Raw genomic sequence first — 24,951 nt, 5'->3', positions numbered from 1 at the left:
GGGCGTATGAAAAAGTGATGAAACCCTCGGGCATTTTTGGTATAGGTATTGTGGATATTCTCTGCTGGAAGGCGCTCGGCATTCTAACTTGTCAAAACCTTATCCACACGCTGCCGAGTGTGTCGAAAGGCCCGCAAATCTGCTCGAAGATTGTTCCGGCGGCCAATGTTTGCGATAATTGCGGGTTTCCCTGAAAACCTCTTTGCGTCTTTCGGGGGTCATCCGAAACACGCCCGCCCCGGCGCCCCGCAGGTACTTCATGCTTTCAGTGCGAAAGCGCGAAGGGCCCGCGCGAACAGGGAAATAGGAAATCACCATGAAACGCACCTACCAAGCATCCAAAGTCCGCCGCGCCCGTACCCACGGCTTCCTGGTCCGCATGAAGACCCGCGGCGGCCGCGCCGTCATCAACGCACGCCGCGCCAAGGGCCGCAAGCGCCTGGCCGTCTGACGGCAGCCCATCTGCCGTTGCCAGCAGCCGACCCGTCAGCGCCAGCTCCATCCGCCAGGGCTTCTGGCCCGGGCAGGCGCGACACAAGCGGCCCGGCTTCCATGCAGCGGCTCAAGTCCCGCGCGCAATTCCAGGCCGTCCTCGCAGGTGCCACCGTGGCGCGCACTGCTCATTTCGCATTGCACCGCTGTGCGCTCGATCTCGCATCGAGCGCACAGCCGTTGTTCGCGTCCGACGACGTCTGGCTGGGCGCCATGGTGCCCAAGCGCTGGGCGCGTCGCGCTGTCACGCGCAATGCCATCAAGCGACAGATCTATTCCGTGAGCGCTGCATCCGGCGCAGGCCTGCCACGTGCCGCGCACGTGGTGCGGCTGCGCGCGGGCTTCGACCGCAAGGAATTCGTGAGCGCCTCATCGGACAAGCTCAAGGCCGCCGTGCGCGCCGAACTCCAGCAGCTGCTGGCACGCGCCGCGCGCGCTCCCGCACCGGCCGCAGCCCCTTCCGTCCCTTCCTCCTCGCCATGAAACGCCTGCTGATCGGCTTCGTGAAGGCCTACCGCCTGCTGCTGAGCCCCTGGCTCGGCCAGTCGTGCCGCTTCACGCCGACCTGCTCCGTGTATTCGATCGAGGCGCTGGAAGTGCACGGCGCGCTCAAGGGCAGCTACCTCACCCTGCACCGCATCGCGCGCTGCCAGCCCTGGTGCCAAGGCGGCCACGATCCGGTTCCACCGAAATCGCAGCGTCGCACTGACAGGTCAGGATCGCTGTTTTCGTCTCTTCTCTCTTCCGACAAGAAGTCTTCGTCATGAACGATATCCGCCGCACGATACTGTGGGTGATTTTTGGTTTCTCGCTGGTACTGCTGTGGGACCAATGGCAGGTCTTCAACGGCAACAAGCCGACCTTCCTGCCGTCGACCAAGCCGGCCGCCACGGCCGCCGCTCCCGCAACCACCACCCCCGCGACCAGCAACGGCGTGCCGACCGCATCCGGCACCGGCGGCGGCAATGCGGGCGCCGTGCCCACGCAGGCGGTGGCGGCAGCGCCGCGCGAGCAGGTCAAGGTGACCACCGACCTGTTCCAGGCAACCATCGACAGCGAAGGCGCCACGGTCAACTACCTCGAGCTGCGCAAGTACGACGAAGCCGACCGCACCAAGCATGTGGTGCTGTTCGAAAACGGCTCGCCCGCCACCCGCTACGTCGCGCAGACCGGCCTGCTGAACCAGGTCGACACCGGTGACCGCTTTCCCAACCACCTGACGCAGATGACGCCGAAGCCCGGCCCGCGCGAGATGGCCGATGGCCAGAACACGCTCGAGGTGAGCTTCGAAAGCGCCCCCGCCGGCGGCCTGAAGTACATCAAGACCTACGTGTTCCACCGTGGTGACTACGTCATCGGCGTGCGCCACGAAGTGGTCAATGTGAGCGACCAGCCGCGCGACGCGCAGCTGTATCTGCAGCTGCTGCGTCACGGCACGGTGGCCTCCAGCACCATGTTCGGCACCAACACCTTCACCGGTCCGGCCGCGTACACCAACGAGAAGAAGTTCCACAAGCTCGACTTCAAGGACATCGCCAAGGGCAAGATCGAACCGCCGCCGCCGGCCAACGACGGCTGGATCGCGATGGTGCAGCATTACTTTGCTTCGGCGTGGCTGCTGAAGGGCGACCCGGCCAGCGAGCAGCTGCGCCGCGAGTTCCGCGTGAAAGACCTTGGCGACAACCAGTTCTCCATCGCCATGGTGGCCACGCTGCCGAAGATCGCCCCGGGTGCCACGCAGGTCGTGAACAGTGCGTTGTTCGCCGGTCCAGAGGAAGAAAAGAAGCTCGAAGCCATCGCCCCGGGCCTGGACCTGGTGAAGGACTACGGCATCTTCGCGATCATCTCCAAGCCGCTGTACTGGCTGCTCACCCAGCTGCACGGCCTCCTGGGCAACTGGGGCTGGTCGATCGTCGCGCTGGTGGTGCTGCTGAAGGCGGCCTTCTACTGGCTCAACGCCAAGGCCTACGCCAGCATGGCCAAGATGAAGGCCATCAACCCCAAGATCATGGAAATGCGCGAGCGGCTGAAGGACAAGCCGCAAGAGATGCAGCAGGAAATGATGCGGATCTACAAGACCGAGAAGGTCAATCCGATGGGCGGCTGCTTCCCGATCGTGATCCAGATCCCGGTGTTCATCGCGCTCTACTGGGTGCTGCTGTCATCGGTCGAGATGCGCCACGCGCCCTGGATCGGCTGGATCACCGACCTGTCGGCACCCGACCCCTGGTACATCCTGCCGATCGTGATGACGGCCACGTCGCTCTTCCAGACCTGGCTCAACCCGACGCCGCCCGATCCGATGCAGGCCAAGCTGATGTGGATCATGCCGCTCGCGTTCAGCGTGATGTTCATCTTCTTCCCGGCCGGCCTGGTGCTGTACTGGATCACGAACAACGTGCTGTCGATCGCGCAGCAGTGGTTCATCAACAAGCGCCTGGGCGTGCTCGGCACCAAGTAGCCGCACGGCACTCCAGCCATCCTTCGAAGGGCCGCGTCAGCGGCCCTTTTTGCTGAAAGACTGAAAGAATCCGCACCATGCTCGCCCGCACTTCCGATCCCATCGTCGCCATCGCCACCGCTTCGGGGCGCGGCGCGGTCGGCATCGTGCGCGTGTCGGGGGCGAGGCTGGCGCCGCTGGTCGACGCGATCTGCGGCCGCGCGCTCAAGCCGCGCGAAGCCACCTACCTGCCGTTTCGCGACGCGGACGGCGAGCCGGTCGACCACGGCCTGGCCATCCACTTTCCCTCGCCGAACTCCTTCACCGGCGAGGACGTGCTCGAACTGCAGGCTCACGGCGGGGCGGTCGTGCTGCAGCTGCTGCTGGCGCGCTGCCTCGAAGCGGCAGCCGAGCCCGACCCGATCACCGGCCGACCCCGCCTGCCCGGCCTGCGCGTGGCCGAGCCCGGCGAGTTCAGCCAGCGGGCGTTCCTCAACGGCAAGATCGACCTGGCGCAGGCCGAGGCCATCGCCGACCTGATCGACGCCAGCACCGAAGCCGCCGCGCGCAGCGCCGGGCGCTCGCTGTCGGGGGCCTTCTCGCGCGAGATTCACACGCTGCGCGACGCGCTGATCCATCTGCGCATGCTGGTGGAGGCCACGCTCGACTTTCCCGAAGAGGAAATCGACTTCCTGCAGAAGGCCGACGCGGCCGGTCAGCTGGCCAGGCTGCAGTCGCAGCTGGCCGCGGTGCAGCAGCGCGCGCGCCAGGGCGCCCTGCTGCGCGAGGGCATCAAGGTCGTGATCGCGGGGCAGCCCAACGCGGGCAAGAGCTCGCTGCTCAATGCACTGGCCGGCGCCGAGCTGGCCATCGTGAGCTCGGTGGCGGGCACCACGCGCGACGTCGTCTCGCAGACCATCCAGATCCACGGCGTGCCGCTGCACGTGGCCGACACCGCCGGCCTGCGCGAGAGCAGCGACGAGGTCGAGCAGATCGGCGTGGCGCGCGCCTGGGGCCAGATCGAGAGCGCCGATGCAGTGCTGTTCCTGCACGACCTGACGCGTGCGCACCTGCCCGACTACGCCGCCGCCGACGCGGAGATCCTGGCCGGCCTGGGACAGAAGCTGCCTGCGAGCGTGCCGGTGCTCGACGTCTGGAACAAGCAGGACGCGGCGCCCGCGGCCCATCCCGAGCAGGGCATCGCACTTTCCGCCAAGACCGGCCTGGGCATCGAAGCCCTACGCGATCAACTGCTGGCCATGGCCGGCTGGCAGGCCGTGCCCGAGGGCGTGTACCTCGCGCGGGCGCGCCACGTGCAGGCGCTGGCGCGGGTCGAGACGCACCTGGCGCTGGCCGCCGGCCATCTCGCGGCACAGGCGCAACTGCTCGACCTGCTGGCCGAGGAACTGCGCCTGGCGCAGAACGCCCTGAACGAGATCACCGGCGAGTTCGGCGCGGACGACCTGCTGGGAGTCATCTTTTCGCGCTTCTGCATTGGCAAATAGCCACAGATGGCGGCAGCGCAGGCCGAAAAACGTAATCAGTTGTAGCCGAAGTTCGTGGCCATCGCGGATACTTCGGCTCACATGCGGGGGCCGAGAAACACATGTCAATCCAGAACTTGAGCCGCGCCATCGCGGAGAACATCAACACCGACGCGTTCGCGTTGACGTTCAACGTCCAGCAGTGGGAAACGCTGGCGGGTTACCTGCAGCCGATCGACACCGGCGTGGGCGACGTGCTGATCGAGCAGAACACGCCCGACCGCTCGGTGTTCTTCGTCGAGAGCGGTGCCATCAGCGTGCACCGCGTCAGCAGCAAGGAACAGATGAAGCTTGCGGTGCTCACCTCGGGCGCGGTGGTCGGCGAAGGTTCGTTCTTCTCGCGCCAGCCGCATTCGGCCAACGTGGTGGTCACCGGCGCGGGCCGCGTGTGGCGGCTCACAGCGATCCGTTTTGCGGAAATGTCCAACCGCCAGCCCAACATGGCGCTGGAGATCGCGATGGCCCTGGGCGCCGTGATCGCCAAGCGCATGGCGCACCGCTCCAAGCGCGTCGCGGTGACCTGAGCAGCAAACCCCTCCAATCGCCCGCCGCCGGATCGATCCTACGGATGCGGGCCAGCCGTTTTTCAGTTCAGGACCCGAGAAGTAGTCAGTAAGTAAGCCATGGCCTTGATCTGTCCGGTCTGCAGCACGGAGAACCGTGACGGCGCGAATTTCTGCAGGAGTTGCGGCATCAAGCTGTCCGCCGCGGGAGACCGGATCCCGCCGCCGCCGACCCCGGAACGCGAATGGGCCACCACCGCACCCGCCCAGTTGCGCGCGCCGACCATCCCGGCGCCCCTGGAAGAACTACCCCCTGCGCCACCGCCGGCACGCCAGTCGTTCTTCAGCAGGACGCCGGCCGCCGCGCCGCGGCATGACGACGACGAGCAGACCGTCTTCATGCTGCACGACGACGGTTCGCCGCGCACGCCTGCGCCGCCCGCCGCGCCACTGGGCCTGGAATCGAGCTGGGCACCGTCGCCTGAACGAGCGAAGAAACCCCGCCGAGTCAAGATCCGCAAGCCTGCTCCGGTCGAGCGGCCGCCGCGCTGGCGGGCGATCCTGCTGTGGGTGGGCCTGCTGGCGGTGGCCGTGGCGATGATCGTCGCGGGCTGGTCCGGCTACGGAACGCGCAAGGCGGCTCCCGCTGTCGAGGAGGCTGCGCCGGCCGCTGAAGCGCCGGCGCCCGTGGCACCGCCGCCTGCGGCCGAACCGCCACCGCCGCCGTCGCCCGCGGAGCCCGCCGCGGCGGATGCCCAGGCGGCCGAGCAGGCAGCGCCATCGCCCGCGGCCGAAGCCGCGCCGGCAGCGCCTGCGGCACCCAAGCCTGCCGCCAAGCCGCGCAAGCAGGCGACTGCCGTCGCATCGCCCCAGCCCGCTGCCGAGGCAGCGCCTCCGGTTGCCGCCCCTGCTCCGGCGCCGGCCCCTGCAGCCCCGGCCGAGCCCGCGGCCATGTGCGGTGACCGCAACTTCATCGCCAAGGCCCAATGCATGGCGGCGCAGTGCCTGAAGCCCGAGTTCAAGGCTCACGCGCAGTGCGAGGCCGTGCGGCGCCAGCAGCGCATCGAAGAAGAAAAGCGCAACCCGACGCTCATCAACTGAGCCGGAGGCGGCGGCAAGAAGCGGCTTTTCGCCGCCCGCTCAGCCCTTTTGCAGCCGCTCGACGGCCATCGCCAGCGCGGCCGGCTTGCCCGACAGCACCAGCGTGTCGCCGTCCGACAGCACCGTGTCGTCGGCCACGGTGCGCGGCTGGCCGTCGTGGCGGCGCAGGCTGGCGATGCGCACGCCCAGCGTCTGCAGCGCCAGCCCCTCCAGCGTCTGCCCGACGGCGCGCGCGCGGGCATCGAGGGTGAAGCTGTTGAGCCGCTCGTGGTCGATCTCGTCGGCGTTGTCGTCGTCGGCGCCATGGAAGTAGCCGCGCAGCAGGTTGTAGCGGGCGTCGCGCTGGTCCTGCACCACGCGGATCACGCGCCGCATCGGCACGCCGACCAGCGCCAGCGCATGGCTCGCGAGCATCAGCGAGCCCTCGATGGCCTCGGGCACCACTTCGGTCGCGCCGGCGGCCTGCAGCTTCTCGAGGTCGTGGTCGTCCTGCGTGCGCACGATCACCGGCACGTGCGGCGCGTGGGCGCGGGTGTTGGCCAGCACCTTCATCGCGCCGGGCACGTCGAGGTAGGTGACGACCACCGCGCTGGCGCGCGCCAGGCCGGCAGCCATCAGCGCCTGCAGCCGGGCGGCGTCGCCGAACACCACCGAGTCGCCCGCGGCGGCGGCCTGCCGGACGCGGTCGGGGTCGAGGTCCAGCGCCATGTACGGGATGCCCTCGCGCTCCAGGATGCGCGCCAGGTTCTGGCCGCAGCGCCCGTAGCCGCAGATGATCACGTGCTGCGCCGTGTTGATGGTCTTGCGCGCGATGGTCGTCATCTGCAGCGACTGCTGCAGCCAGTCGCTTGCCACGAGCTTCCGCACGATGGCGTTGCTGTACATGATGATGAAGGGCGTCGCCAGCATCGACAGCACCATCGACGCCAGCACCGGGTTGGCCAGCCACGGCGGCAGCAGGCTGCGTTCCTGCGCCAGCGTCAGCAGCACGAAGCCGAACTCGCCGGCCTGCGCCAGGTAGAGGCCGGTGCGCAGCGACACGCCCGAGGTGGCGCCCAGCACCCGCGCCAGCACCGTCACCAGCCCCAGCTTGAAGGCCAGCGGCACCAGCAGCAGCACGCCCACCAGCAGCCAGCGCTCGACCACGATGTGCCAGTCGAGCGACATGCCCACGGTGATGAAGAACAGCCCCAGCAGCACGTCGTGGAAGGGGCGGATGTCGGTCTCGACCTGGTGCTTGTATTCGGTCTCCGACACCAGCATGCCCGCGATGAAGGCGCCCAGCGCCAGGCTCAGGCCGGCCAGCTCGGTGAGCCAGGCCAGGCCGAGCGTGATCAGCAGCACGTTCAGGATGAAGAGTTCCTCGCTGCGGCGCCGCGCCACCAGCGTGAGCCACCAGCGCATCACGCGCGGGCCGCCGTACAGCAGCACGCCGATCAGGAAGCTCGCCTTCAGCAGCGCCAGGCCCAGCGCCTTGGCCAGCGCCTCGGGCGGCGCGCCCAAAGCGGGAATCAGCACCAGCAGCGGCACCACCGCCAGGTCTTGAAAGAGCAGTACGCCCATTACGCGCTTGCCGTGCTCGCTCTCGAGCTCCAGCCGCTCGGCCATCAGCTTGACCACGATGGCGGTGCTGCTCATGGTGAGCGCGCCCGAAAGCGCCAGCGCCGTCTGCCAGCCCAGGTGCCAGGCGGGCGGCAGCAGCCGGGCCAGCAGCAGCGCGCCGATGGTGGCGAGCGCCATGGTCAGCAGCACCTGCAGCAGGCCGAGGCCGAACACGTGCTTTCGCATCGCGCGCAGCTTGGGCAGGCTGAATTCCAGCCCGATCACGAACATGAGGAACACCACGCCGAACTCGCCGAGGTGCTGGATGCCTTCGGTGTTCTGGGCCAGCGCGAAGGCGTGCGGCCCGATCAGCACGCCGGCCGAAAGGTAGCCCAGCATCGGCGGCAGCTTGAGGGAGCGGCACGCCACCACGCCGATCACCGCGGCCAGCAAATACAACAGCGTGAGATCGAACGAAGACATATGCGCCGATGCTAGAGCAAGAGCCGTGCACGGCGCGTCCGGGAGGACACCGAGCGCCGCCGGGCAGCGCCGGGCACCGCCTGCAGGGTATGCCCGGGCCGCAAGGGGCCGGGCGCGGGGACAAGCCTCTGGCCCGTAAAATCCGGCGATGAGCTCCCGTCCCGCCCCGGCCCCCGTGGTCGACCCCGAAGCCATCCTGGCTCGGGCACGCCTCACCTTCGACATCGAAGCCGAAGCCGTCGCCGGTTTGAAGAACCGCGTCGGCCCCAGCTTCGTCGAGGCCGTGCGCAAAATTCTCGAAGTGCGCGGCCGCGTGGTCGTGATGGGCATGGGCAAGAGCGGCCACGTCGGCCGCAAGATCGCCGCCACCCTCGCCTCCACCGGCACGCCGGCGATGTTCGTGCACCCGGCCGAGGCCAGCCACGGCGACCTCGGCATGATCAAGGCGGTCGACCTGGTGCTCGCCATCTCCAACAGCGGCGAGGTCGACGAGCTCACCGTCATCCTGCCGGTCGTCAAGCGCCAGGGCGTGCCCCTGATCGCCATGACCGGCCGCCCCGAATCCACCCTGGCCCGCCATGCCGACATCGTGATCGACGCCGGCGTGTCGAAGGAAGCCTGCCCTCTCAACCTCGCCCCCACCGCGAGCACCACCGCCCAGATGGCGATGGGCGACGCGCTGGCCGTGGCCCTGCTGGACGCGCGCGGCTTCGGCTCGGAAGACTTCGCGCGCTCGCACCCGGGCGGCGCGCTCGGGCGCAAGCTGCTCACCCACGTGAGCGACGTCATGCGCTCGGGCGACGACGTTCCGCGCGTGGCGCCCGACGCCAGCATCAGCGAACTGATGCGCGCCATGAGCAACAAGGGCTTCGGCGCCGCCGCGGTGGTCGAGCCCGATGGCCGCGCCTCGGGCATCTTCACCGACGGCGACCTGCGCCGGCTGATCGAGGCCGGCGCCGACCTGCGCAGCCCCAAGGCGGTCGACGTCATGCACCGCAATCCGCGCACCATCCGCGTCGATGCGCTGGCGGTGGAGGCGGCCGAGCTCATGGAGCAGTGCGGCATCACCCGCCTGTTCGTGATCGACGGCGAAGGCGTGGTCGTCGGCGCGATCAACACCAACGACCTGATGCGCGCGAAGGTCATCTGATGCCGCTCGAGTTCCAGGCCGAGACATTGCTCGCCGCGCAGGACGTGCGCATCGTTTTCTTCGACATCGACGGCGTGCTGACCGACGGCGGCGTGTACTTCACCGAGCACGGCGAAACGCTCAAGCGCTTCAGCATCCTCGACGGCTACGGCCTGAAGCTGCTGCGCAAGGCGGGCATCGTGCCGGCCGTGATCACGGGGCGGGATTCCAAGCCGCTGCGCGTGCGGCTGGAGGCGCTGGGCATCGAGCACGTGCGCTACGGCACCGAGGACAAGCTGCCGGCCGCGCAGGCCATGCTCGACCAGCTCGGCTTCACGTGGGCGCAGGCCGCCGCCATCGGCGACGACTGGCCCGACCTGCCGGTGCTACTGCGCGTGGGCTTTCCGGCGGCGCCGGCCAATGCCCACGCGGAAGTGCGAGGCATCGCGCGCTACGTCACCCAGGCACGCGGGGGCGAGGGCGCGGCGCGCGAGTTCTGCGACCTGCTGCTCACGGCCTGCGGCCAGTACCGCGTCATGCTCGACGCCGCCCGGGGGCCGAGCGCATGAGCACCGCGAAACGCGCATTGGGCATGGTGCGCGACGTCCTCGACCGCGCCACGATCTACCTGCCGATCATCCTGACGGCCGCCGTCGCGCTCGGCACCTACTGGCTGGTGCGAAACGCGCCCAAGCTGCTGGAGCCCACCCCCAAGGTCGCGCCGACGCACGAGCCCGACTACTTCATGCGGGATTTCGTCATCAAGAACTTCCTGCCCAACGGGGACCTGCGCAGCGAGCTGCACGGCACCGAGGGCAGGCACTATCCCGATACAGACACCATCGAGGTCGACAAGGTGCGCATGCGCTCGGTGTCGCCCGAGGGGCTGGTGACGCGCGCGACGGCCGATCGGGGCCTGTCGAATTCCGACGGCAGCGAGCTCCAGCTGTTCGGCAATGCCATCGTCATCCGCGACCCGTCGGTGGGGCCGAACGGCAAGCCCACGCCGCGCCTCGAGTTCCGCGGCGACTTCCTGCACGCCTATGTCGACACCGAGCGCGTCACGTCGAACAAGCCGGTCACGCTCATCCGCGGCACCGACCAGTTCACCGGCGACACGCTCGACTACGACAACCTGAGCGGCGTGGCCAACCTCAACGGCCGGGTGCGCGGCGTGCTGATTCCGTCGGCGGCCGCGGCAGCACCCGCTCCCGCAAAGAAGCGCTGAGGACGATTTTTCTCATGGCCAACGGCTCCCCGCTCGTCTTCATCACCGGCGCCTCCAGCGGCATCGGCCAGGCGCTGGCCGCGAGCTTCTACGACGCGGGCTACCGGCTGGCGCTGGTCGCGCGGCGAACGGGGGAAATCGAATCGTGGGCGAACGCCCGCCAATTGAGCGCGGACCGCTACCGCGTCTATGGCGCCGACGTGGCGCAGACCGACAGCATCGTCGCCGCCGGCAAGGCCTGCATCGAGCAGCAGGGGCTGCCCGACGTGGTGATCGCCAATGCCGGAATCAGCATGGGCATCGACACGGCGGAGCGCGAGGACATCGACGTGATGGCGCGTACTTTCGCGACCAACAACGTGGGCCTGATGGCCACTTTCCATCCCTTCGTGCGGGCGATGGTCCAGCGCGGCAGCGGGCGGCTGGTGGGCATCGGCAGCGTGGCTTCCATCCGTGGGCTGCCGGGGCACGGCGCCTACTGCGCGAGCAAGGCGGGCGTGGTGGCGTACTGCGAGAGCCTGCGCGGCGAACTGCACAACAGCGGCGTCAAGGTCGTCACGCTGTGCCCGGGCTACATCGACACGCCGCTCACGCAGGGCAACCGCTACGGCATGCCCTTTCTCATGAAGGCGGAAGATTTCGCGGCGCAGGCGCTGCGCGCCATCGAGGCCGGCACCAGCTACCGCGTGATTCCCTGGCAGATGGGCGTGGTCGCCAAGATCATGCGCATGCTGCCGAACGCCGTGCTCGACCGCGCGGTGCAGGGGCGCGAGCGCAAGAAGCGAAGCGGCGAAGCCTGATCTGACTGAAGATCGATCCGGGCCCGATCGGACCGATCGCGGATCGACAAAAGAAAAAGGCTCCCGAGGGAGCCTTTTGTCTGTCTGAGTGTGCTTCGGAGTGTCGCAGGGTTCAGTAGCCGCTGTTGCCGCCGCCGTAACCACCGCCGCCACCGCCAGAGCGGCCACCGCCGCCGCCACGGGGGCCGGCGCCGTAGGGGCTGCGGAAACCACCATCGCCACCACCGCCGCCACCACCACTGCGGCCACCGCCGCCGTAGCCGCCACCACCGCCGGAGCGACCGCCACCACCGTAGCCGCCACCACCGCCGCCGCCGTAGCCACCGCCACCACCGCCGCCATAACCACCACCGCCGCCGCCGTAGCCGCCACCACCGCTGCGCGGGGGACGAGCTTCCATCGGACGTGCTTCGTTGACGACGACGCTGCGGCCGCCCAGGGGCTGGCCGTTCATGCCGTTGATTGCGGCCTGTGCTTCCGCGTCACTGCCCATCTCGACGAAGCCGAAGCCCTTCGAGCGGCCGGTGTCACGTTCCATCATGACCTTGGCGCTGGTCACTGCGCCGAACTGCCCGAAGGCTTGTTCGAGATCTCCGTCGCGCACCGAGTAAGGCAGGTTGCCGACGTACAGTTTGTTGCCCATCAAGGGACTCCTATAAACACATCAAGAAAAGCGATGGAGTCCCGAAAGCATCACTCAAACGAGAGCGTCGAGTCGCGCGAAACTGACCGATCACCGAACTGCCCCCCGACCAAATTGAAGAGGGAGGCTCGTGCATTATGGGTGAAATATCCGAATTGCAAGCGGGAAATTGCTTCTTGAGGTAGCACCTGTCAAAACTATCCGAAAGCTAGTGCCTACTTGCATGATCGGGCGAGGTCCTTCGCCCTACATCCGCGTCTGCATGTAGAATTCCGCCCGTCATTGGGGAGTAGCCGCCTTCCGATCTGCGAGAAGGGCCCGCGTCAACAGACTTGTCCTGTCCCACCAGGATATGGCGCGTGCAGTGAACACACCTGGCGAGACCTTTGACCGTGCAACTTCGGGAATATGGCCGAAGGTGTTGCACGGTCAATTGCGTCCTTCGGCCCAAGGAACCCCACGTCATCATGGAAGCTTTTCTCGTAGCAACGGGCGTCGTCGCGCTCGCGGAAATGGGCGACAAGACCCAGCTCCTGGCCCTCCTGCTCGCCGCCCGCTTCAGGAAACCCTGGCCCATCGTCCTCGGCATCTTCGCCGCCACAGTCATCAACCATGCCCTGGCGGGCGCCGTCGGCAACTACCTCACGCGCTGGCTCGGGCCCGAGGTGCTGCGGTGGATATTGGGCGGCTCGTTCATCGCCATGGCCGTCTGGATGCTCATCCCCGACAAGCTGGACGACGACGATGCCCCCGGCACATCGAAGTTCGGCGTCTTCGGCACCACGGTGATCGCCTTCTTCCTCGCCGAGATGGGCGACAAGACCCAGATCGCCACCGTCATGCTTGCAGCCCGCTTCACGCACGACTACTTCTGGGTGGTCGTGGGCACCACGCTGGGCATGATGCTGGCCAACGCGCCGGTGGTGTGGCTCGGCGAGAAGATCGTGCGGCGCGTGCCGATCAAGCTCGTGCACGGCGTCTCCGCAGCGATCTTCCTGGTGCTCGGCGTCCTCATGATCGTCGGCATATAAAAGCAAACCCGGCCCCCTTTCCAAGGGGGTTGGCGAAGCGGCACGCAGTGCGCGAAGCCTGGGGGATATACTTGCCCTGCGCCGATTTGCTTCAGCTTGCGGGCGCTCTATAAATTCAGCTAAAGACAGGCGCGGCAGACCCGGCTCGTTTTTGGCGAGGCCGGGTTTTTTCATTCATGTCTTCGTCGCCACCTCTGGTCGTCACTCCGCAGTCGATGCAGTTCGCAGGCCCGCTGGCCCTGCGCAGCGGCGCATCGATCAGCGACTACACGCTCGCCTACGAAACCTACGGCACCCTGAACGCCGAGCGCAGCAACGCCGTGCTCGTGTGCCATGCGCTCAACGCTTCGCACCACGTCGCGGGCGTCTACCAGGGCCAGGCCCGCTCCGAGGGCTGGTGGGACAACATGGTGGGCCCGGGCAAGCCGGTCGACACCGACCGCTTCTTCGTCATCGGTGTCAACAATCTCGGCTCCTGCTTCGGCTCGACCGGCCCGATGCACGTCAACCCCGCCACCGGCCGTGTCTACGGCGCCGACTTCCCGGTGGTCACCGTCGAAGACTGGGTCGACGCCCAGGCAGCCTTGCTCGACGCCCTCGGCATCCAGACGCTCGCCGCCGTCATGGGCGGCAGCCTCGGCGGCATGCAGGCCCTTTCGTGGACGCTGCAGTACCCCGAGCGCGTGCGCCACGCCGTGGTCGTGGCCAGCGCCCCCAACCTCACGGCCGAGAACATCGCCTTCAACGAGGTGGCGCGCCGCGCCATCGTGACCGACCCCGACTTCCACGGCGGCCACTTCTACGAGCACGGCGTGGTGCCCAAGCGCGGCCTGCGCATCGCGCGGATGATCGGCCACATCACCTACCTCAGCGACGATGTGATGAACGCCAAGTTCGGCCGCATCCTGCGCAGCGCCGTCGAGGGCGAGGTGGCAGGCGCCGACTACCGCTACTCCACGCAGGACGTCGAGTTCCAGATCGAGAGCTACCTGCGCTACCAGGGCGACAAGTTCAGCGAATACTTCGACGCCAACACCTACCTGCTGATCACCCGCGCGCTCGACTACTTCGACCCCGCGCGCAGCCACGGCGGCAAGCTCAGCACCGCGCTGGCCCAGGCCACCGCCAAGTTCCTGCTCGTGAGCTTCAAGACCGACTGGCGCTTCTCCCCCGCGCGCAGCCGCGAACTCGTGAAGGCACTGCTAGACAACCGCCGCAACGTGAGCTACGCCGAGATCGACGCGCCGCACGGCCACGACGCCTTCCTGCTCGACGACGTGCGCTACATGGGCGTGGTGCGCTCCTACTTCGATCGCGTCGCCAAGGAGTTCCAGCAATGAGCGACCTCGAACATCAAAGACTCATCGCCGAACTGGTGCCGCAAGGCTCGCGCGTGCTCGACCTCGGCTGCGGCGACGGCGCCCTGCTCGACCTGCTGCAGCGCGAGCGCGGCTGCACCGGCTACGGCGTGGAGATCGCCGACGGCAACGTGCTGCAGTGCATCCGCCGCGGCGTCGACGTGATCCAGCTCAACCTCGACGAAGGCCTCGCGATGTTCGACGACGCCTCCTTCGACGTGGTGCTGCAGATCGACACGCTGCAGCACCTGCGCAATGCCGAGGTGATGCTGCGCGAGACCGCGCGCGTGGGCCGCATCGGCATCGTCGCCTTTCCCAACTTCGCGCACTGGCCCAACCGCATGAGCGTGGCGCGCGGGCGCATGCCCGTCACGCGCCGCCTGCCCTACCAGTGGTACGACACGCCCAACATCCGCGTCGGCACCTTCAAGGACTTCGAGGTGCTGGCCGGCAAGAACAACCTGCGCATCCTCGACGCCTTCGGCCTGCAGGACGGGCGCGACGTGCGCTGGCTGCCCAACGCGCGCGCCAGCACGGCGGTCTTCAAGTTCGAGCGCGGCGGCGGCTGATCGCGGCGGGGCGCATCGACGGATGAGCTTCACGCTCGCACAGCCGGTCCACAGCGAGCTCGTCATCAAGAAGAGCCGCTTCATCGGCTGCGTGCAGCCGGTGGCCGATCGCGCCGCGGCGCTGGCCGTGGTCGCCTCCCTGCGTGCAGAGCACCCTGCGGCCGCGCACGTCTGTTGGGCTCTCATGGCCGGCGGCCAGTCGGCCGCGAACGACGACGGCGAGCCCGGCGGCACCGCGGGACGGCCGATGCTGGAGGTGCTGCGCCACCAGCAGGTCGAGGGTGCTCTCGCGACCGTGGTGCGCTACTTCGGCGGCGTGAAGCTGGGTGCGGGCGGCCTCGTGCGGGCCTACACCGACGCGGTCGCGCAGGCCCTGCTCGGCGCCACGCTGGTGCCGCTGCTGCGCCAGCGCAGCCTTCGCTGCTCGGTGCCCTATGCGCTCGAAGGACTGGTACGGCGCGAACTCGCGGCTGCCGGCGCGGTGCTCGAGGCCGTGCAGCACGGCGACGACGTGGCCTTCGCCTTCTCGCTGCCCGAGCCCGAGGCCGACGCCTTCATCGCGCGCCTCGGCGATGCTGCGCAAGGGCGCGTCGCCTGGCCGAAGGAGTGAGCCTCTTCGCAGGCACCGCCGGTGCCGAAGGCTCCGCCATCGCGAGAATGCCGCGCGCGGCCACGGGGACCGCCGCCGATTCGTCGTCGCCGCCGCGCCGCGCCATCTCGGCGGTCACGATGCCGGTCGGTACCGCGAGCACGCCCCAGCCCACGAGCATCATCACCGAGGCGATGGCGCGGCCCAGGTCGGTCTTGGGCACGAGGTCGCCGAAGCCCACCGTGGCCATGGTCGAGATCGCCCAGTAGACCGCCACCGGAATGCTGGTGAAGCCGTGCTGCGGCCCTTCGACCACGTACATCAGCGTGCCCATCACCAGCACCACCAGCATCACGAAGCCGACGAACACGGTGATCTTGCGCCGGCTCGCCGCCACCGCCGACACCAGTGCACGGTATTCCACGGAGTAACGCGATAGTTTGAAGATCCGGAACACGCGCAGCAGACGCAGCACGCGCACGTCGATGAGATACCCCAGCCCCATCTCCGGCGCGAAGACCACGAGGAAGGTCGGCAGCAGCGCCAGCAGGTCGATCACGCCGTAGAAGCTCAACGCGTAGCGCAGCGGCTTGTTCACGCAACTGAGCCGCGCGACGTACTCCAGCGTGAAGAGGATGGTGAAGACCCACTCGAGCACGTTGAACACCGAGCGCCACTGCTCGCGTATGGACTGCACGCTGTCGAGGATCACCACCAGCACGCTGGCCACGATCACCGCGATCAGCGCGAGGTCGAACATCAGGCCCGCGCGCGTGTCGGCCTCGAAGATCACCGTGAAGAGAGTGCGCCGCCAGCCATGCGCGGGCTTGTCGAAGCGCGAGTCCGTGGTGGACGAGATGGCGCGCGAAGCGTGCGTGTCGGAAGGAGATGCGGCGTTCGGACGGGTCATGGCGCCACATTGTCATGTGCGCGATCGACTTATTCAGTTACGCTTATTGCGCAATGAAGTGCCGCAGGCCGTGAGTGCGTTCTTACGATAGTCCCCTTTCTTGAGGAGCTCCCCTTTGGCTACACAGTCCCCCTTCTTCGGCAAGCGTGATCGAGACACCGATTCGTTGACATCGCGCCCCGCGCCGCTCGTCGGTTCGGGCACCAACCTCTCCGGAACCCCCGTCAATCCCTCTTCGCTCACCGCACAGCAAGGCGGCCTGAATGCCGCAGCGGCGGCGAACACGTCGGCGAAGGAAGGCGGCAGCAAGCTCACCGTCGGTCCGAACATCAAGCTCAAGGGCGTGGAGATCACCGATTGCGACACGCTCGTGGTCGAAGGCCTGGTCGAAGCCACCATGGACTCGCGCCTGATGCAGATCGCCGAACAGGGCGCGTTCAAGGGCTCGGCCGAGATCGACATCGCCGAGATCCGCGGCGTGTTCGACGGCAGCCTCACCGTGCGCGAGAAGCTCGTCATCCACTCCACCGGCAAGGTCACCGGCAAGATCCGCTACGGCAAGATCGTGATCGAGGAAGGCGGCCAGATCTCCGGCGAGATCAGCTTCGGCGCCAAGCCCTCGCTGCAAGCCGCTGCTTGATACTTAAGCAGCAGGCGGGGTCCACCCAAGACGCTCCAGCAAGGCACCGGCAGCAGCCGGTGCCTTTTCCTTGGCGCCGTTGATGAAGTAGACGAACACGTCGCGCTTCTTCGACGACGCGCCCCACCCTTGCGCGCGTTCGGCCCAGGTTTCGAGGGCCTTCGGCGCGTAGCCCATCTTCAGCTTGGCGTCGGCCATCATCAGCCGCGCGTAGGCGATGTCGCCTTCGGGCTCCTCGAAGGACGGAAACTTCTCGGCGTCGGTGAACACCGTCGACACCTTGTATTTCTTTGCGAGCGCCTTGTAGGCGGGCACGATGAAGCTCTCGTGCCGCACGTCCATCACGTGCCGCAGCGCCCGGCTGCCCTCCTTCTTCGGCAGCAGCGCGAGAAAAGCCTCGAAGTCCTCCGCGTCGAACTGCTTGGTCGGCATGAACTGCCAGACGATCGGCCCCAGCTTGTCGCCCAGCTCGGCCACGCCGCTGTCGATGAAGCGCTTGATGGAGTCGCCCGCGCCCGAAAGCAGCTTGCGGTTGGTCGCGAAGCGCGAGGCCTTCATCGAGAACATGAAGTCGTCGGGCGTGTCGTCGTGCCACTTCCGGAAGGTCTCGGGCTTGAAGGTGCTGTAGTAGGTGCCGTTGATCTCGATGGCGCTGACCTTGCGGCTCGCGTAGTTCAGCTCCTTGGCGTGCGCGAGCCCCTTGGGGTAGAAGTTGTCGCGCCAGGGCTCGTAGGTCCAGCCGCCGATGCCCACCTTGATGTTTGCCTTGCTCACATGGCCCTCCGGGTTGAGATCGCCCGCACTCTACGCGCGGACGCTCCAAGGCGCAAAATGCGTCCTTCTTTCTTTCGTCACCCGCGGAGATCCCAACGATGAACGCCCCCCTGCACCGCGAAATGCCCGCCGGCACGCTCGACGCCGAGCGCGCCCTGTCCGACGTCACCGCCCGATGGGACGGCGACATCCTCAAGCAACTCACCGACTACATCGGCATTCCTGCCAAGTCGCCCGGCTTCGACAAGGACTGGTCGGCCAACGGCTACCTCGAGACCGTGCTGCGCAACGCCGCCGCCTGGGTCGAGGCGCAGAAGGTCGAGGGCCTGAAGCTGGAGATCGTGCGGCTTGAGGGCCGCACGCCGGTGCTGTTCTTCGAAGTGCCGGCCACCGGCACCGACATGGGCGAGACCGTGCTGATGTACGGCCACCTCGACAAGCAGCCCGAATTCACCGGCTGGCGCAACGACCTCGGCCCCTGGACGCCCAAGTACGAGAACGGCCTGCTCTACGGCCGCGGCGGCGCCGATGACGGCTACGCGGTGTATGCCAGCATCGCCGCGCTGCAGGCGCTCAAGAGCCAGGGCGCGGCGCACCCGCGCATCGTGGGCCTGATCGAGACCTGCGAGGAAAGCGGCTCCTACGACCTGCTGCCGTATGTCGATGCCCTGCGTCCGCGCCTGGGCAACGTCGAGCTGGTGATCTGCCTCGACTCCGGCGCCGGCAACTACGACCAGCTGTGGCTCACGACCTCGCTGCGCGGCATGGCCAGCGGCACGCTCAAGGTGGAAGTGCTGACCGAAGGCATCCACTCGGGCGACGCCTCGGGCCTCGTGCCCTCGAGCTTCCGCATCATGCGGCAGGTGCTCGACCGCCTCGAAGACAGCGCCACCGGCCGCCTGCTGCCCGCGAGCTTCCACTGCGAAGTACCGGCCGACCGCCTCGCGCAGGCCAGGGCCACCGCCGCCATCCTCGGCGAAGAGGTCTACAAGCGCTTCCCGTGGGCGCACTACGACTGCGGCGGCTCCACCATGTTCGCGTTGCCCACCACCACCGATCCGGTCGAGGCCCTGCTCAACCGCACATGGAAGCCCACGCTGTCGGTGACCGGCGCCGAAGGCTTCCCGGCGCTGAAGGACGCGGGCAACGTGCTGCGCCCCTACACGGCATTCAAGCTGTCGCTGCGCCTGCCCCCGCTGGTCGACGCGGCCGAGGCCGTGCAGAACCTCAAGACGCTGCTCGAGGACAACGCGCCCTACCAGGCCCGCGTGACCTTCGAGAGCAACGGCGGCGCCACCGGCTGGAACGCACCCACCATCACGCCGTGGTTCGAGGACGCGCTCAACAAGGCCTCGAAGGCGCACTTCGGCGCTTCGTGCGGCTACATCGGCCAGGGCGGCACGATTCCGCTGATGAACATGCTCAGCGCCGGCTTCCCGAAGGCGCAGATGATGGTCTGCGGCGTGCTCGGCCCGAAGAGCAACGCGCACGGCCCCAACGAGTTCCTGCACGTGCCCTACGCCAAGAAGCTCACGGCGGCTGTGGCCGAGGTGATCGCCGCATTGCCGGCCGCGCACCGCGCAGCAGCATCGGAGCCGGTGGCCGCTTGAGCGAGGCGCTGCCTTTGCCGCAGCGCGTGTCGCTGTCCACGCCAGACGGCGAGACGCTCGCACTGCGCCGGCTGCCGGCGCCCGGTCTGGCGCGTGCCGTGGTCGTCGTGGTCCACGGGCTCGGCGAGCACGCGGGCCGCTATCACGGGCTCGCCGAATGCCTGCACGAATGGGGCTTCGCGGTGTGGGCGCACGACCACTACGGGCACGGCGAATCCAGTGGCCCGCGCGGCGGCCTGCCGAGCGAACTGCGGCTGGTGGACGACCTCGCGCTGGTCATCGACGACGCGCGCCGCGAGAACCCCGGCCTGCCGGTGGTGCTGCTGGGCCACAGCCTGGGCGGGTTGGTCGCGGCGAGCCTTGTCGCGCGCGGCGTGCGTCACGTCAACGCCCTGGTGCTGTCTTCGCCGGGGCTCGACCCGGGCCTGAACGGTTTCCAGAAGATGCTGCTCGCGGTGCTGCCGCGCGTTGCGCCCAACCTGCGCGTGGGCAACGGTCTCGACGACAACTTCCTCTCGCACGACCCGGCCGTGGTGCAGGCCTACCGAGACGATCCGCTCACGCACGACCGCATCGGAGGGCGGCTCGCGCGCTTCCTGGCCTACGAAGGCGAGACCGTGCTGCGGCAGGCCCCGAACTGGCCCGTGCCGACGCTGCTGCTCTACGCGGGCGACGACCGCCTCGTGCGGCCCGCCGCGAGCCGGGCCTTCGCGGTGGCCGCCGCGCCCGGCGGCAAGGTCGAGGCGCACTGCTTCGACACGCTGTACCACGAGATCTTCAACGAGCTCGAGGCCGATCCGGTCTTCGAAGCCCTGCAGCGCTGGCTCAACCGGCGCTTTCCGCCGCAGGCCTGACGGCGCGCCTGCGCGCCAGCCAGAGCAGCGCCGCGCCCGTCAGTGCCACCGGCACCAGCGAGCCGAAGTTCAGCAGCCGCCAGCCCTGCGTGGTCACCAGCACGCCCGAGGCGAACGAGGTCAGCGCCAGCGTGGCGAAAACGCAGAAGTTGAGCGCGCCCTGCGCGCGGTCGCGCTCCTCGGGTGTGTAGGCCGTGAGCGAAAGCGTGGTGCTGCCGGTGAACAAAAAATTCCAGCCCACGCCCAGCAGGAACAGCGCCGCGATGAAGTGATGCAGCTCCACGCCCGAGAGCGCGATGGCGATGCAGCCGAGGTTGAGCACGAGCCCCACGCCCATCACCGGCAGCGCGCCGAAGCGGCGGATCAGGTGGCCGGTGAAGAAGCCCGGCGCGAACATGCCGATCACGTGCCACTCGAGCACCAGCGCGGCGTCGGAGAACGGCAGGCTGCAGATCTGCATCGCGATGGGCGTCGCGGCCATCAGCAGGTTCATCACGCCGTAGCCCAGCGCACCGGCCGCGGCCGCCACGATGAACACCGGTTGCCGCGCGATCTGCGACAGCGGCCTGCCGCCCGCCGCTTCCTTGCGACCGGGCGCGGGCGGGAATTCGATGAAGTACATCACCGCCAGCGACAGCAGCGCCACCGCGGCCAGCGCGATGTAGGCGCCGGCGAAGGGCACGGCGAAGGCCTCGCGCGTGGCCTTCGCGAGATTGGGCCCGGCCACGGCGCCGATCAATCCGCCGGCCATCACCATCGACACCGCCTTCTCGCGCCACTCCGGCGCCGCCAGCTCGGCCGCGGCGAAGCGGTACAGCCCCGCGTTGGCGTTGTAGTAGCCCGCGATCACCGTGGCGAAGCACAGCAGCCAGAAGTTCTTCGTGACCGCCGCGAAGCAGCACAGCAGGGCCGACACCAGCGCCACCGCCAGCCCGGTCTGGAACGAGCCGCGCCGGCCGAAGCGCTGCTGCGTGCGCGCCACCAGCCCGGTGGAGAGCGCGCCGCCGATCACATAGCTCATCACCGGCAGCGTCGCCATCCAGCCGCGCGGCGCGATGCTCAGGCCCACCAGCCCGTTGATGGCGATGAAGGTCACGTTGTTGGTCAGCAGCAGGCCCTGGCAGATGGCCAGCAGCCACAGGTTGCGGTTCATGGCGTCGTCTCCCTCACCGCGCGCTGCAGGTCGCGCTCGATCTCGCTGAAGGCGATGGGCGGAATATCGCCCAGCGTGCGCTCGGTGCCGGTGAGCACCACGCCGAGCACGGTCTGCAGCACCTTGCCGTCGGGGCTGTCCTGCACGAACCAGCCTTCTTCCAGCCGAAGGCAGACCTGGCCTTCGCCCGGCACGCCCCTGTTGAAGCTGTTGACCATGCCGCCTTCACCCACCTCGCGCACCCAGCCGCGCGTTTCGAGGCCCATGAGCGCGGCGTTCGACACGGCGCGGCCGGCCCACTGCGGCAGTTCGCGGCCCGCGCGCAACGCAGGGTCGAGAGCGAAGGACTGGCGCGCCAGCTGCTCGAAGGGCTGCAGGATCTCGTAGTCGGCCAGCACGGGGCCCCATGCGGCGGCGAGCGAGGCATCGAGCGCCGCGAAGTCCAGCGGATGCGGCAGGCCGATGCGCGCGTTCTCCGGCAGGTTCACCGGGTCGTCGTGCAGGTCGGCCAGCTCGCCTTCGGCGGTGACGCGGAAGGTGCCCTGCAGCCTGTTGCCGGTCGCGTCGAAGAGGCCCCAGACCAGCGGCCGGCTGAACACCCGCAGCACCGGGTGGTTGGCGAAGAAGGGCATGAATTCGTCGGGGGCCCAGCGCCGCTGCGCGCACATCGCGGCCTCCAGCCGCCTGATCTGCGTGGCGGCGACGGTCTTCGCGAGCTTGCGCAGTTCCTTGAGCTGCGTCGCCGCGGCGGCGGCCTTGCCGGGGTCGTCGTTCGCGCCCGCCTTCGGCAGCGTCTTGAGCGCCTTGCCTCGGGCGTCGTGCACCACGGGCTGGAAGCTGTCGTCCATGCGCACCTCGAAGCTGCGCGGGCCGAAGTCCAGCGTGAGCCGCGCGCGTGCGTCGAGGCCGAGGTCGGGCACGGTGCGGTCGGCCAGCTGGTCGAGGCTCAGGCCGCGCTGCTCGGCCACCTCGCCGAGCATGCGGTCGGCGCGGGTGCGCAGGTCGTCGTAGCGGGTCTGGCGCGCGAGTTCGGCCAGGTGCATCAGCGCGGCATCGCTGCCGATCTCGCCGAGCATGGCCATGGCGTCGTAGGCGCGCACGCGGTCGAGTGCGGCGCGCCACTGGCGCAGCAGGCTGTAGAGCTGGCGCGCGGTTTCGCCGTCGCCGAGGCGGCCCTGGAGCGCGAACATCCAGCGCTCCTTGCTCGGGCGGCCGTTGCCGATCCACCAGGCCAGCAGCGCGCGGCCGAAGCGCGCGAGCGAATCGGGCGCGAGCGCGTCGAGCAGCCCGGCGAGCCCCGGGTATGGCGCGTCGGGCTTGCCGAGCATCATGGCCATCAGCACGTCGGGCACCACGGCCTGCGGCAGCGCGAGGCCGCCCTTCGCCAGGATCAGGCGGGGCAGCGCCGAGAGCGGCAGGGTCTTGGGCACCACGGGCAGGCTGTCGGGCAGCACGTCCTCGGGCGCGATCGAGAGCAACTGCGCCACCGCGTCGGCGGCCCCGGCGCCGTAGGCCTGCGCCTGAGTGCGTACCGCGCCGGCATGGCCCGAGTCGTGCAGCCAGCGCAGCGCGGCCTGTGCCGCTTCGTGCGCGGGGCCGGGCTCGCCCAGCGCGATGGGAACGAGGCCGCGGGCGGCCGTGTCGGGGTAGCGCCCGAGCCACGCGGCTGCTTCGCGCCGGACCCAGCGGTTGGTGTGGAAGCCCCTGGCGATCCAGCCGGCGAGCGGGTCCCACTCGATGACCGACGCCAGCTCGAACATCGCGCGCGAGCCCTGCTTGAGGAAGCGCGGCAGCCCCGGCAGCGCGTCCGTGCCGAGGGCATGGAGGATGGGCCGCACGCGCGCCACGTCGCCCATGAAGTGCTCGACGGCCGGCCCGTGCGTGAACGCCGCGACGGCCAGCGGCGCAGGCAGCTGCCAGATGTATTCGGCGACGCTCCAGCGCGAGCCCGGCAGCTCGCCGAAGTCTTCGGGGCCGGTGATCTCGCGGCGCCCGGCGATCGTGTCGTCGATGAGTTCGGGGCGCAGGCCCAGCATCCACAGCGCCTTGTGCGCGCTGCTGCCGTCGCGGATCGAGTCAGGCGCATCGGGCTGGTTACGCGCGAATTCCTTCATCCACTGGTCCGAGCGCTCGCGCGAAACGCGCACTTCGCGCGCCATCCAGTCTGACAGATCGCCCGTGGCCTGCAGGTATTGCGGCGGCTGCAGATCGACCCAGTGCAGCCGCGCCGTCGGCGGCAGCGGCTGAAGCGCCAGCACCGGAATGACGGGCAGCGCCTGCCGGTTCTTCCACGGTGGGCGGCGCAGCAGCGCGGGCCAGGTGTCGGCGGCTGCATCGGCCACGCCGCCGGAGCTGTCTTCCTGCAGGCGCGCGAGCGTCTTGCGCTGGGCCTCGTCGCAGGAGGCCTCCAGCGGCTCCTGCCACTCGGGGTTCGCCGCGAGCAGCTCAAGGACCAGCGCCGCGCCGGCCTGGTGCCGCGCCGGGTTCGCCGACAGCAGCTCGCGCAGCACGAAGAGCGGCCAGCGGGCCGCCTGCTTGACCAGCGCGTTCTTGCAGTCGATCTGCTTGACCTGGGCGACGAAGAAGCGCACCACCTCCGCGTCGTGGATGGCCAGCAGGTCGGTAACGGCTTCCTTGTGCGGCGAGGGCTCGAAGAGCAGTTCGGCCGCCGCGGCGCCGTGCATCTCGAGCATGCGCAGCCGTGCGGCGCGCGGCGGATAGAAGCTGGAGCGGTGGCGGCGGAAGAAGTCGAGGCTGTCGGCCAGGCTGCGCTCGTCGGAGAGCGAGCCGCCGCACTGCCCGCAGGGCCGGTCGTTGAACTTCGCGAGCGCCTCGCGCATGCCCTTGGACCACCGCACGCTGCCGTCGGGCCGTGCGTTCAGGCCGTCCTCCTTCTTGCTGTCTCCTTCTTTCGACTTGCGACTGACCGCCATGCCATTGCTCTCCGTTGATGCCAGCGGGATTGTCGGCCAACACGCGCGGGGCAAAAAAAAGCGCCCTCGCGGGCGCCGTAACTCTGGAGAAGGCAGTCCTTCGGAAGATCAGGACTGCTTGCCTTGCAGCAGACCGCTGAGCGAGCCCAGCAGGTCGTCATGATTGCCCAGCCCCTGGTCGGGAATCTTGCCGTGCGGCGTGAGCTGGTCGATGAGCGCCGGCAGCATGGTGGCCAGCATCGGCAGCAGCGTTTGCGCATTGATGCCGAGCTTGGACGCGATGGCGGCGATGGTGTCGCCGCCCAGCGCGTTCTGCAGCTGGTCGCCCGAGACGGGCTGGTTTTCTCCCTTGCCGATCCATGAGCCGATGACGTCGCCCATGCCGGCCTGCTCGAACTTCGAGACCAGGCCACCCAGGCCGCCCACGCTGCCGTTGTTGGCGAGCAGGCCGCCCAGCGCGCCGGCCAGGCCTCCCAGATCGCCCAGTCCGCCAATGCCTCCGCCTTGCGGTTGCTGCTGTTGCGCAGCGCCTCCGAGCACTTGACCGAGTACCGAATCGAGCAATCCCATGGCTGTTTCCTTGTGGTGTGTGACAGAACCGCCAACATTGTTAAATGCCGCGGAC

At 68.6% G+C, this 24,951-nt stretch carries 25 protein-coding genes and 1 riboswitch; of the genes, 18 read left to right on the top strand and 7 right to left on the bottom strand.

What is annotated here, in order from left to right; genetic code table 11:
* Nucleotides 1–316 precede the first annotated feature (316 nt).
* From rpmH to SFB74_RS33210, 7 genes are all read left to right on the top strand, one after another.
* Complete coding sequence (gene rpmH, locus SFB74_RS33240) at nt 317–451, top strand: 50S ribosomal protein L34 (RefSeq protein WP_007834827.1); 135 nt, start codon at nt 317–319, stop codon at nt 449–451.
* Nucleotides 452–552: 101 nt separating this feature from the next.
* Nucleotides 553–975, top strand: a complete 423-nt coding sequence (locus SFB74_RS33235; RefSeq protein WP_432728628.1) for a ribonuclease P protein component — start codon at nt 553–555, stop codon at nt 973–975.
* Nucleotides 972–1,259: a membrane protein insertion efficiency factor YidD gene (yidD, locus tag SFB74_RS33230; RefSeq protein ID WP_301504789.1), complete on the top strand. Its 288-nt coding sequence runs from the start codon at nt 972–974 to the stop codon at nt 1,257–1,259. Before SFB74_RS33235 ends, yidD begins: the two co-directional genes overlap by 4 nt.
* Nucleotides 1,256–2,953: a membrane protein insertase YidC gene (gene yidC, locus SFB74_RS33225; protein WP_432728627.1), complete on the top strand. Its 1,698-nt coding sequence runs from the start codon at nt 1,256–1,258 to the stop codon at nt 2,951–2,953. Before yidD ends, yidC begins: the two co-directional genes overlap by 4 nt.
* A 77-nt stretch (nt 2,954–3,030) precedes the next feature.
* The gene (gene mnmE / locus SFB74_RS33220) at nt 3,031–4,437 is read left to right on the top strand and encodes a tRNA uridine-5-carboxymethylaminomethyl(34) synthesis GTPase MnmE (protein ID WP_432728626.1); all 1,407 of its coding nucleotides are present in this window, start codon (nt 3,031–3,033) and stop codon (nt 4,435–4,437) included.
* Between the two features lie 101 nt (nt 4,438–4,538).
* Nucleotides 4,539–5,000 (top strand): Crp/Fnr family transcriptional regulator, encoded by a 462-nt coding sequence (locus tag SFB74_RS33215; protein WP_432728625.1) that lies wholly within the window; start codon nt 4,539–4,541, stop codon nt 4,998–5,000.
* A 99-nt stretch (nt 5,001–5,099) separates the two neighbouring features.
* The gene (locus SFB74_RS33210; RefSeq protein ID WP_432728624.1) at nt 5,100–6,080 is read left to right on the top strand and encodes a zinc ribbon domain-containing protein; all 981 of its coding nucleotides are present in this window, start codon (nt 5,100–5,102) and stop codon (nt 6,078–6,080) included.
* A 39-nt stretch (nt 6,081–6,119) separates the two neighbouring features.
* Here SFB74_RS33210 and SFB74_RS33205 read toward each other — a convergent pair whose 3' ends face one another.
* On the bottom strand, nt 6,120–8,105 hold the full coding sequence (locus SFB74_RS33205; RefSeq protein ID WP_432728623.1) for a monovalent cation:proton antiporter-2 (CPA2) family protein: 1,986 nt from the start codon (nt 8,103–8,105) through the stop codon (nt 6,120–6,122).
* Between the two features lie 148 nt (nt 8,106–8,253).
* Between SFB74_RS33205 and SFB74_RS33200 the strand changes: the two genes are divergently transcribed.
* From SFB74_RS33200 to SFB74_RS33185, 4 genes are read left to right on the top strand one after another with little or no spacing between them, the layout of a single operon-like run.
* The gene (locus SFB74_RS33200) at nt 8,254–9,255 is read left to right on the top strand and encodes a KpsF/GutQ family sugar-phosphate isomerase (RefSeq protein WP_432728622.1); all 1,002 of its coding nucleotides are present in this window, start codon (nt 8,254–8,256) and stop codon (nt 9,253–9,255) included.
* Nucleotides 9,255–9,803 (top strand): KdsC family phosphatase, encoded by a 549-nt coding sequence (locus tag SFB74_RS33195; protein ID WP_432728621.1) that lies wholly within the window; start codon nt 9,255–9,257, stop codon nt 9,801–9,803. Before SFB74_RS33200 ends, SFB74_RS33195 begins: the two co-directional genes overlap by 1 nt.
* Nucleotides 9,800–10,462 (top strand): LPS export ABC transporter periplasmic protein LptC, encoded by a 663-nt coding sequence (gene lptC, locus SFB74_RS33190; RefSeq protein WP_432728620.1) that lies wholly within the window; start codon nt 9,800–9,802, stop codon nt 10,460–10,462. The genes SFB74_RS33195 and lptC overlap by 4 nt, the downstream gene beginning before the upstream one ends.
* A gap of 14 nt (nt 10,463–10,476) precedes the next feature.
* Nucleotides 10,477–11,262: an SDR family oxidoreductase gene (locus SFB74_RS33185; RefSeq protein ID WP_432728619.1), complete on the top strand. Its 786-nt coding sequence runs from the start codon at nt 10,477–10,479 to the stop codon at nt 11,260–11,262.
* A 112-nt stretch (nt 11,263–11,374) separates the two neighbouring features.
* Here the strand turns inward: SFB74_RS33185 and SFB74_RS33180 are convergent, their stop codons facing one another.
* Nucleotides 11,375–11,905: an RNA recognition motif domain-containing protein gene (locus SFB74_RS33180; RefSeq protein WP_176665378.1), complete on the bottom strand. Its 531-nt coding sequence runs from the start codon at nt 11,903–11,905 to the stop codon at nt 11,375–11,377.
* Between the two features lie 272 nt (nt 11,906–12,177).
* A riboswitch (yybP-ykoY riboswitch) is annotated at nt 12,178–12,364 on the top strand.
* A gap of 8 nt (nt 12,365–12,372) precedes the next feature.
* Between SFB74_RS33180 and SFB74_RS33175 the strand changes: the two genes are divergently transcribed.
* The 4 genes from SFB74_RS33175 (at nt 12,373) to SFB74_RS33160 (ending at nt 15,473) form a co-directional block, all read left to right on the top strand.
* On the top strand, nt 12,373–12,936 hold the full coding sequence (locus SFB74_RS33175; RefSeq protein WP_093195830.1) for a TMEM165/GDT1 family protein: 564 nt from the start codon (nt 12,373–12,375) through the stop codon (nt 12,934–12,936).
* Nucleotides 12,937–13,112: 176 nt separating this feature from the next.
* Nucleotides 13,113–14,276 (top strand): homoserine O-succinyltransferase MetX, encoded by a 1,164-nt coding sequence (metX, locus tag SFB74_RS33170; RefSeq protein WP_432728618.1) that lies wholly within the window; start codon nt 13,113–13,115, stop codon nt 14,274–14,276.
* The gene (metW, locus tag SFB74_RS33165; RefSeq protein WP_432728617.1) at nt 14,273–14,863 is read left to right on the top strand and encodes a methionine biosynthesis protein MetW; all 591 of its coding nucleotides are present in this window, start codon (nt 14,273–14,275) and stop codon (nt 14,861–14,863) included. Before metX ends, metW begins: the two co-directional genes overlap by 4 nt.
* A 22-nt stretch (nt 14,864–14,885) precedes the next feature.
* On the top strand, nt 14,886–15,473 hold the full coding sequence (locus SFB74_RS33160; RefSeq protein ID WP_432728616.1) for an IMPACT family protein: 588 nt from the start codon (nt 14,886–14,888) through the stop codon (nt 15,471–15,473).
* On the opposite strand, the gene SFB74_RS33155 is transcribed toward SFB74_RS33160, so the two are convergent.
* Nucleotides 15,418–16,362 carry an ion transporter gene (locus SFB74_RS33155; protein ID WP_432728615.1) on the bottom strand — a complete coding sequence of 315 codons (945 nt, stop codon included), beginning with the start codon at nt 16,360–16,362 and terminating at the stop codon, nt 15,418–15,420. The two genes, SFB74_RS33160 and SFB74_RS33155, sit on opposite strands and share 56 nt — an antisense overlap.
* A 115-nt stretch (nt 16,363–16,477) precedes the next feature.
* Here SFB74_RS33155 and SFB74_RS33150 point away from each other — a divergent pair, with 115 nt between their 5' ends.
* Nucleotides 16,478–17,002, top strand: coding sequence for a bactofilin family protein (locus SFB74_RS33150; RefSeq protein WP_432728614.1), 525 nt, complete (start codon nt 16,478–16,480; stop codon nt 17,000–17,002).
* A 3-nt stretch (nt 17,003–17,005) separates the two neighbouring features.
* On the opposite strand, the gene SFB74_RS33145 is transcribed toward SFB74_RS33150, so the two are convergent.
* Nucleotides 17,006–17,776, bottom strand: coding sequence for a DUF72 domain-containing protein (locus SFB74_RS33145; RefSeq protein ID WP_432728613.1), 771 nt, complete (start codon nt 17,774–17,776; stop codon nt 17,006–17,008).
* 98 nt (nt 17,777–17,874) lie between these two features.
* Here SFB74_RS33145 and SFB74_RS33140 point away from each other — a divergent pair, with 98 nt between their 5' ends.
* Nucleotides 17,875–19,386 carry a M20 family metallopeptidase gene (locus SFB74_RS33140; RefSeq protein WP_432728612.1) on the top strand — a complete coding sequence of 504 codons (1,512 nt, stop codon included), beginning with the start codon at nt 17,875–17,877 and terminating at the stop codon, nt 19,384–19,386.
* The gene (locus SFB74_RS33135) at nt 19,383–20,240 is read left to right on the top strand and encodes a lysophospholipase (protein ID WP_432728611.1); all 858 of its coding nucleotides are present in this window, start codon (nt 19,383–19,385) and stop codon (nt 20,238–20,240) included. The genes SFB74_RS33140 and SFB74_RS33135 overlap by 4 nt, the downstream gene beginning before the upstream one ends.
* Here SFB74_RS33135 and SFB74_RS33130 read toward each other — a convergent pair.
* From SFB74_RS33130 to SFB74_RS33120, 3 genes are all read right to left on the bottom strand, one after another.
* Complete coding sequence (locus tag SFB74_RS33130) at nt 20,212–21,393, bottom strand: MFS transporter (protein ID WP_432728610.1); 1,182 nt, start codon at nt 21,391–21,393, stop codon at nt 20,212–20,214. The two genes, SFB74_RS33135 and SFB74_RS33130, sit on opposite strands and share 29 nt — an antisense overlap.
* Nucleotides 21,390–24,326: a DUF4132 domain-containing protein gene (locus SFB74_RS33125; protein ID WP_432728609.1), complete on the bottom strand. Its 2,937-nt coding sequence runs from the start codon at nt 24,324–24,326 to the stop codon at nt 21,390–21,392. Before SFB74_RS33125 ends, SFB74_RS33130 begins: the two co-directional genes overlap by 4 nt.
* 108 nt (nt 24,327–24,434) lie before the next feature.
* Nucleotides 24,435–24,896: a YidB family protein gene (locus tag SFB74_RS33120; protein WP_432728608.1), complete on the bottom strand. Its 462-nt coding sequence runs from the start codon at nt 24,894–24,896 to the stop codon at nt 24,435–24,437.
* Between the last annotated feature and the right edge of the window lie 55 nt (nt 24,897–24,951).

The organism is Variovorax xiamenensis (genome assembly GCF_050916385.1).
Lineage (GTDB): Bacteria > Pseudomonadota > Gammaproteobacteria > Burkholderiales > Burkholderiaceae_C > Variovorax.
This window is presented reverse-complemented; position numbering and strand designations above follow the sequence as displayed.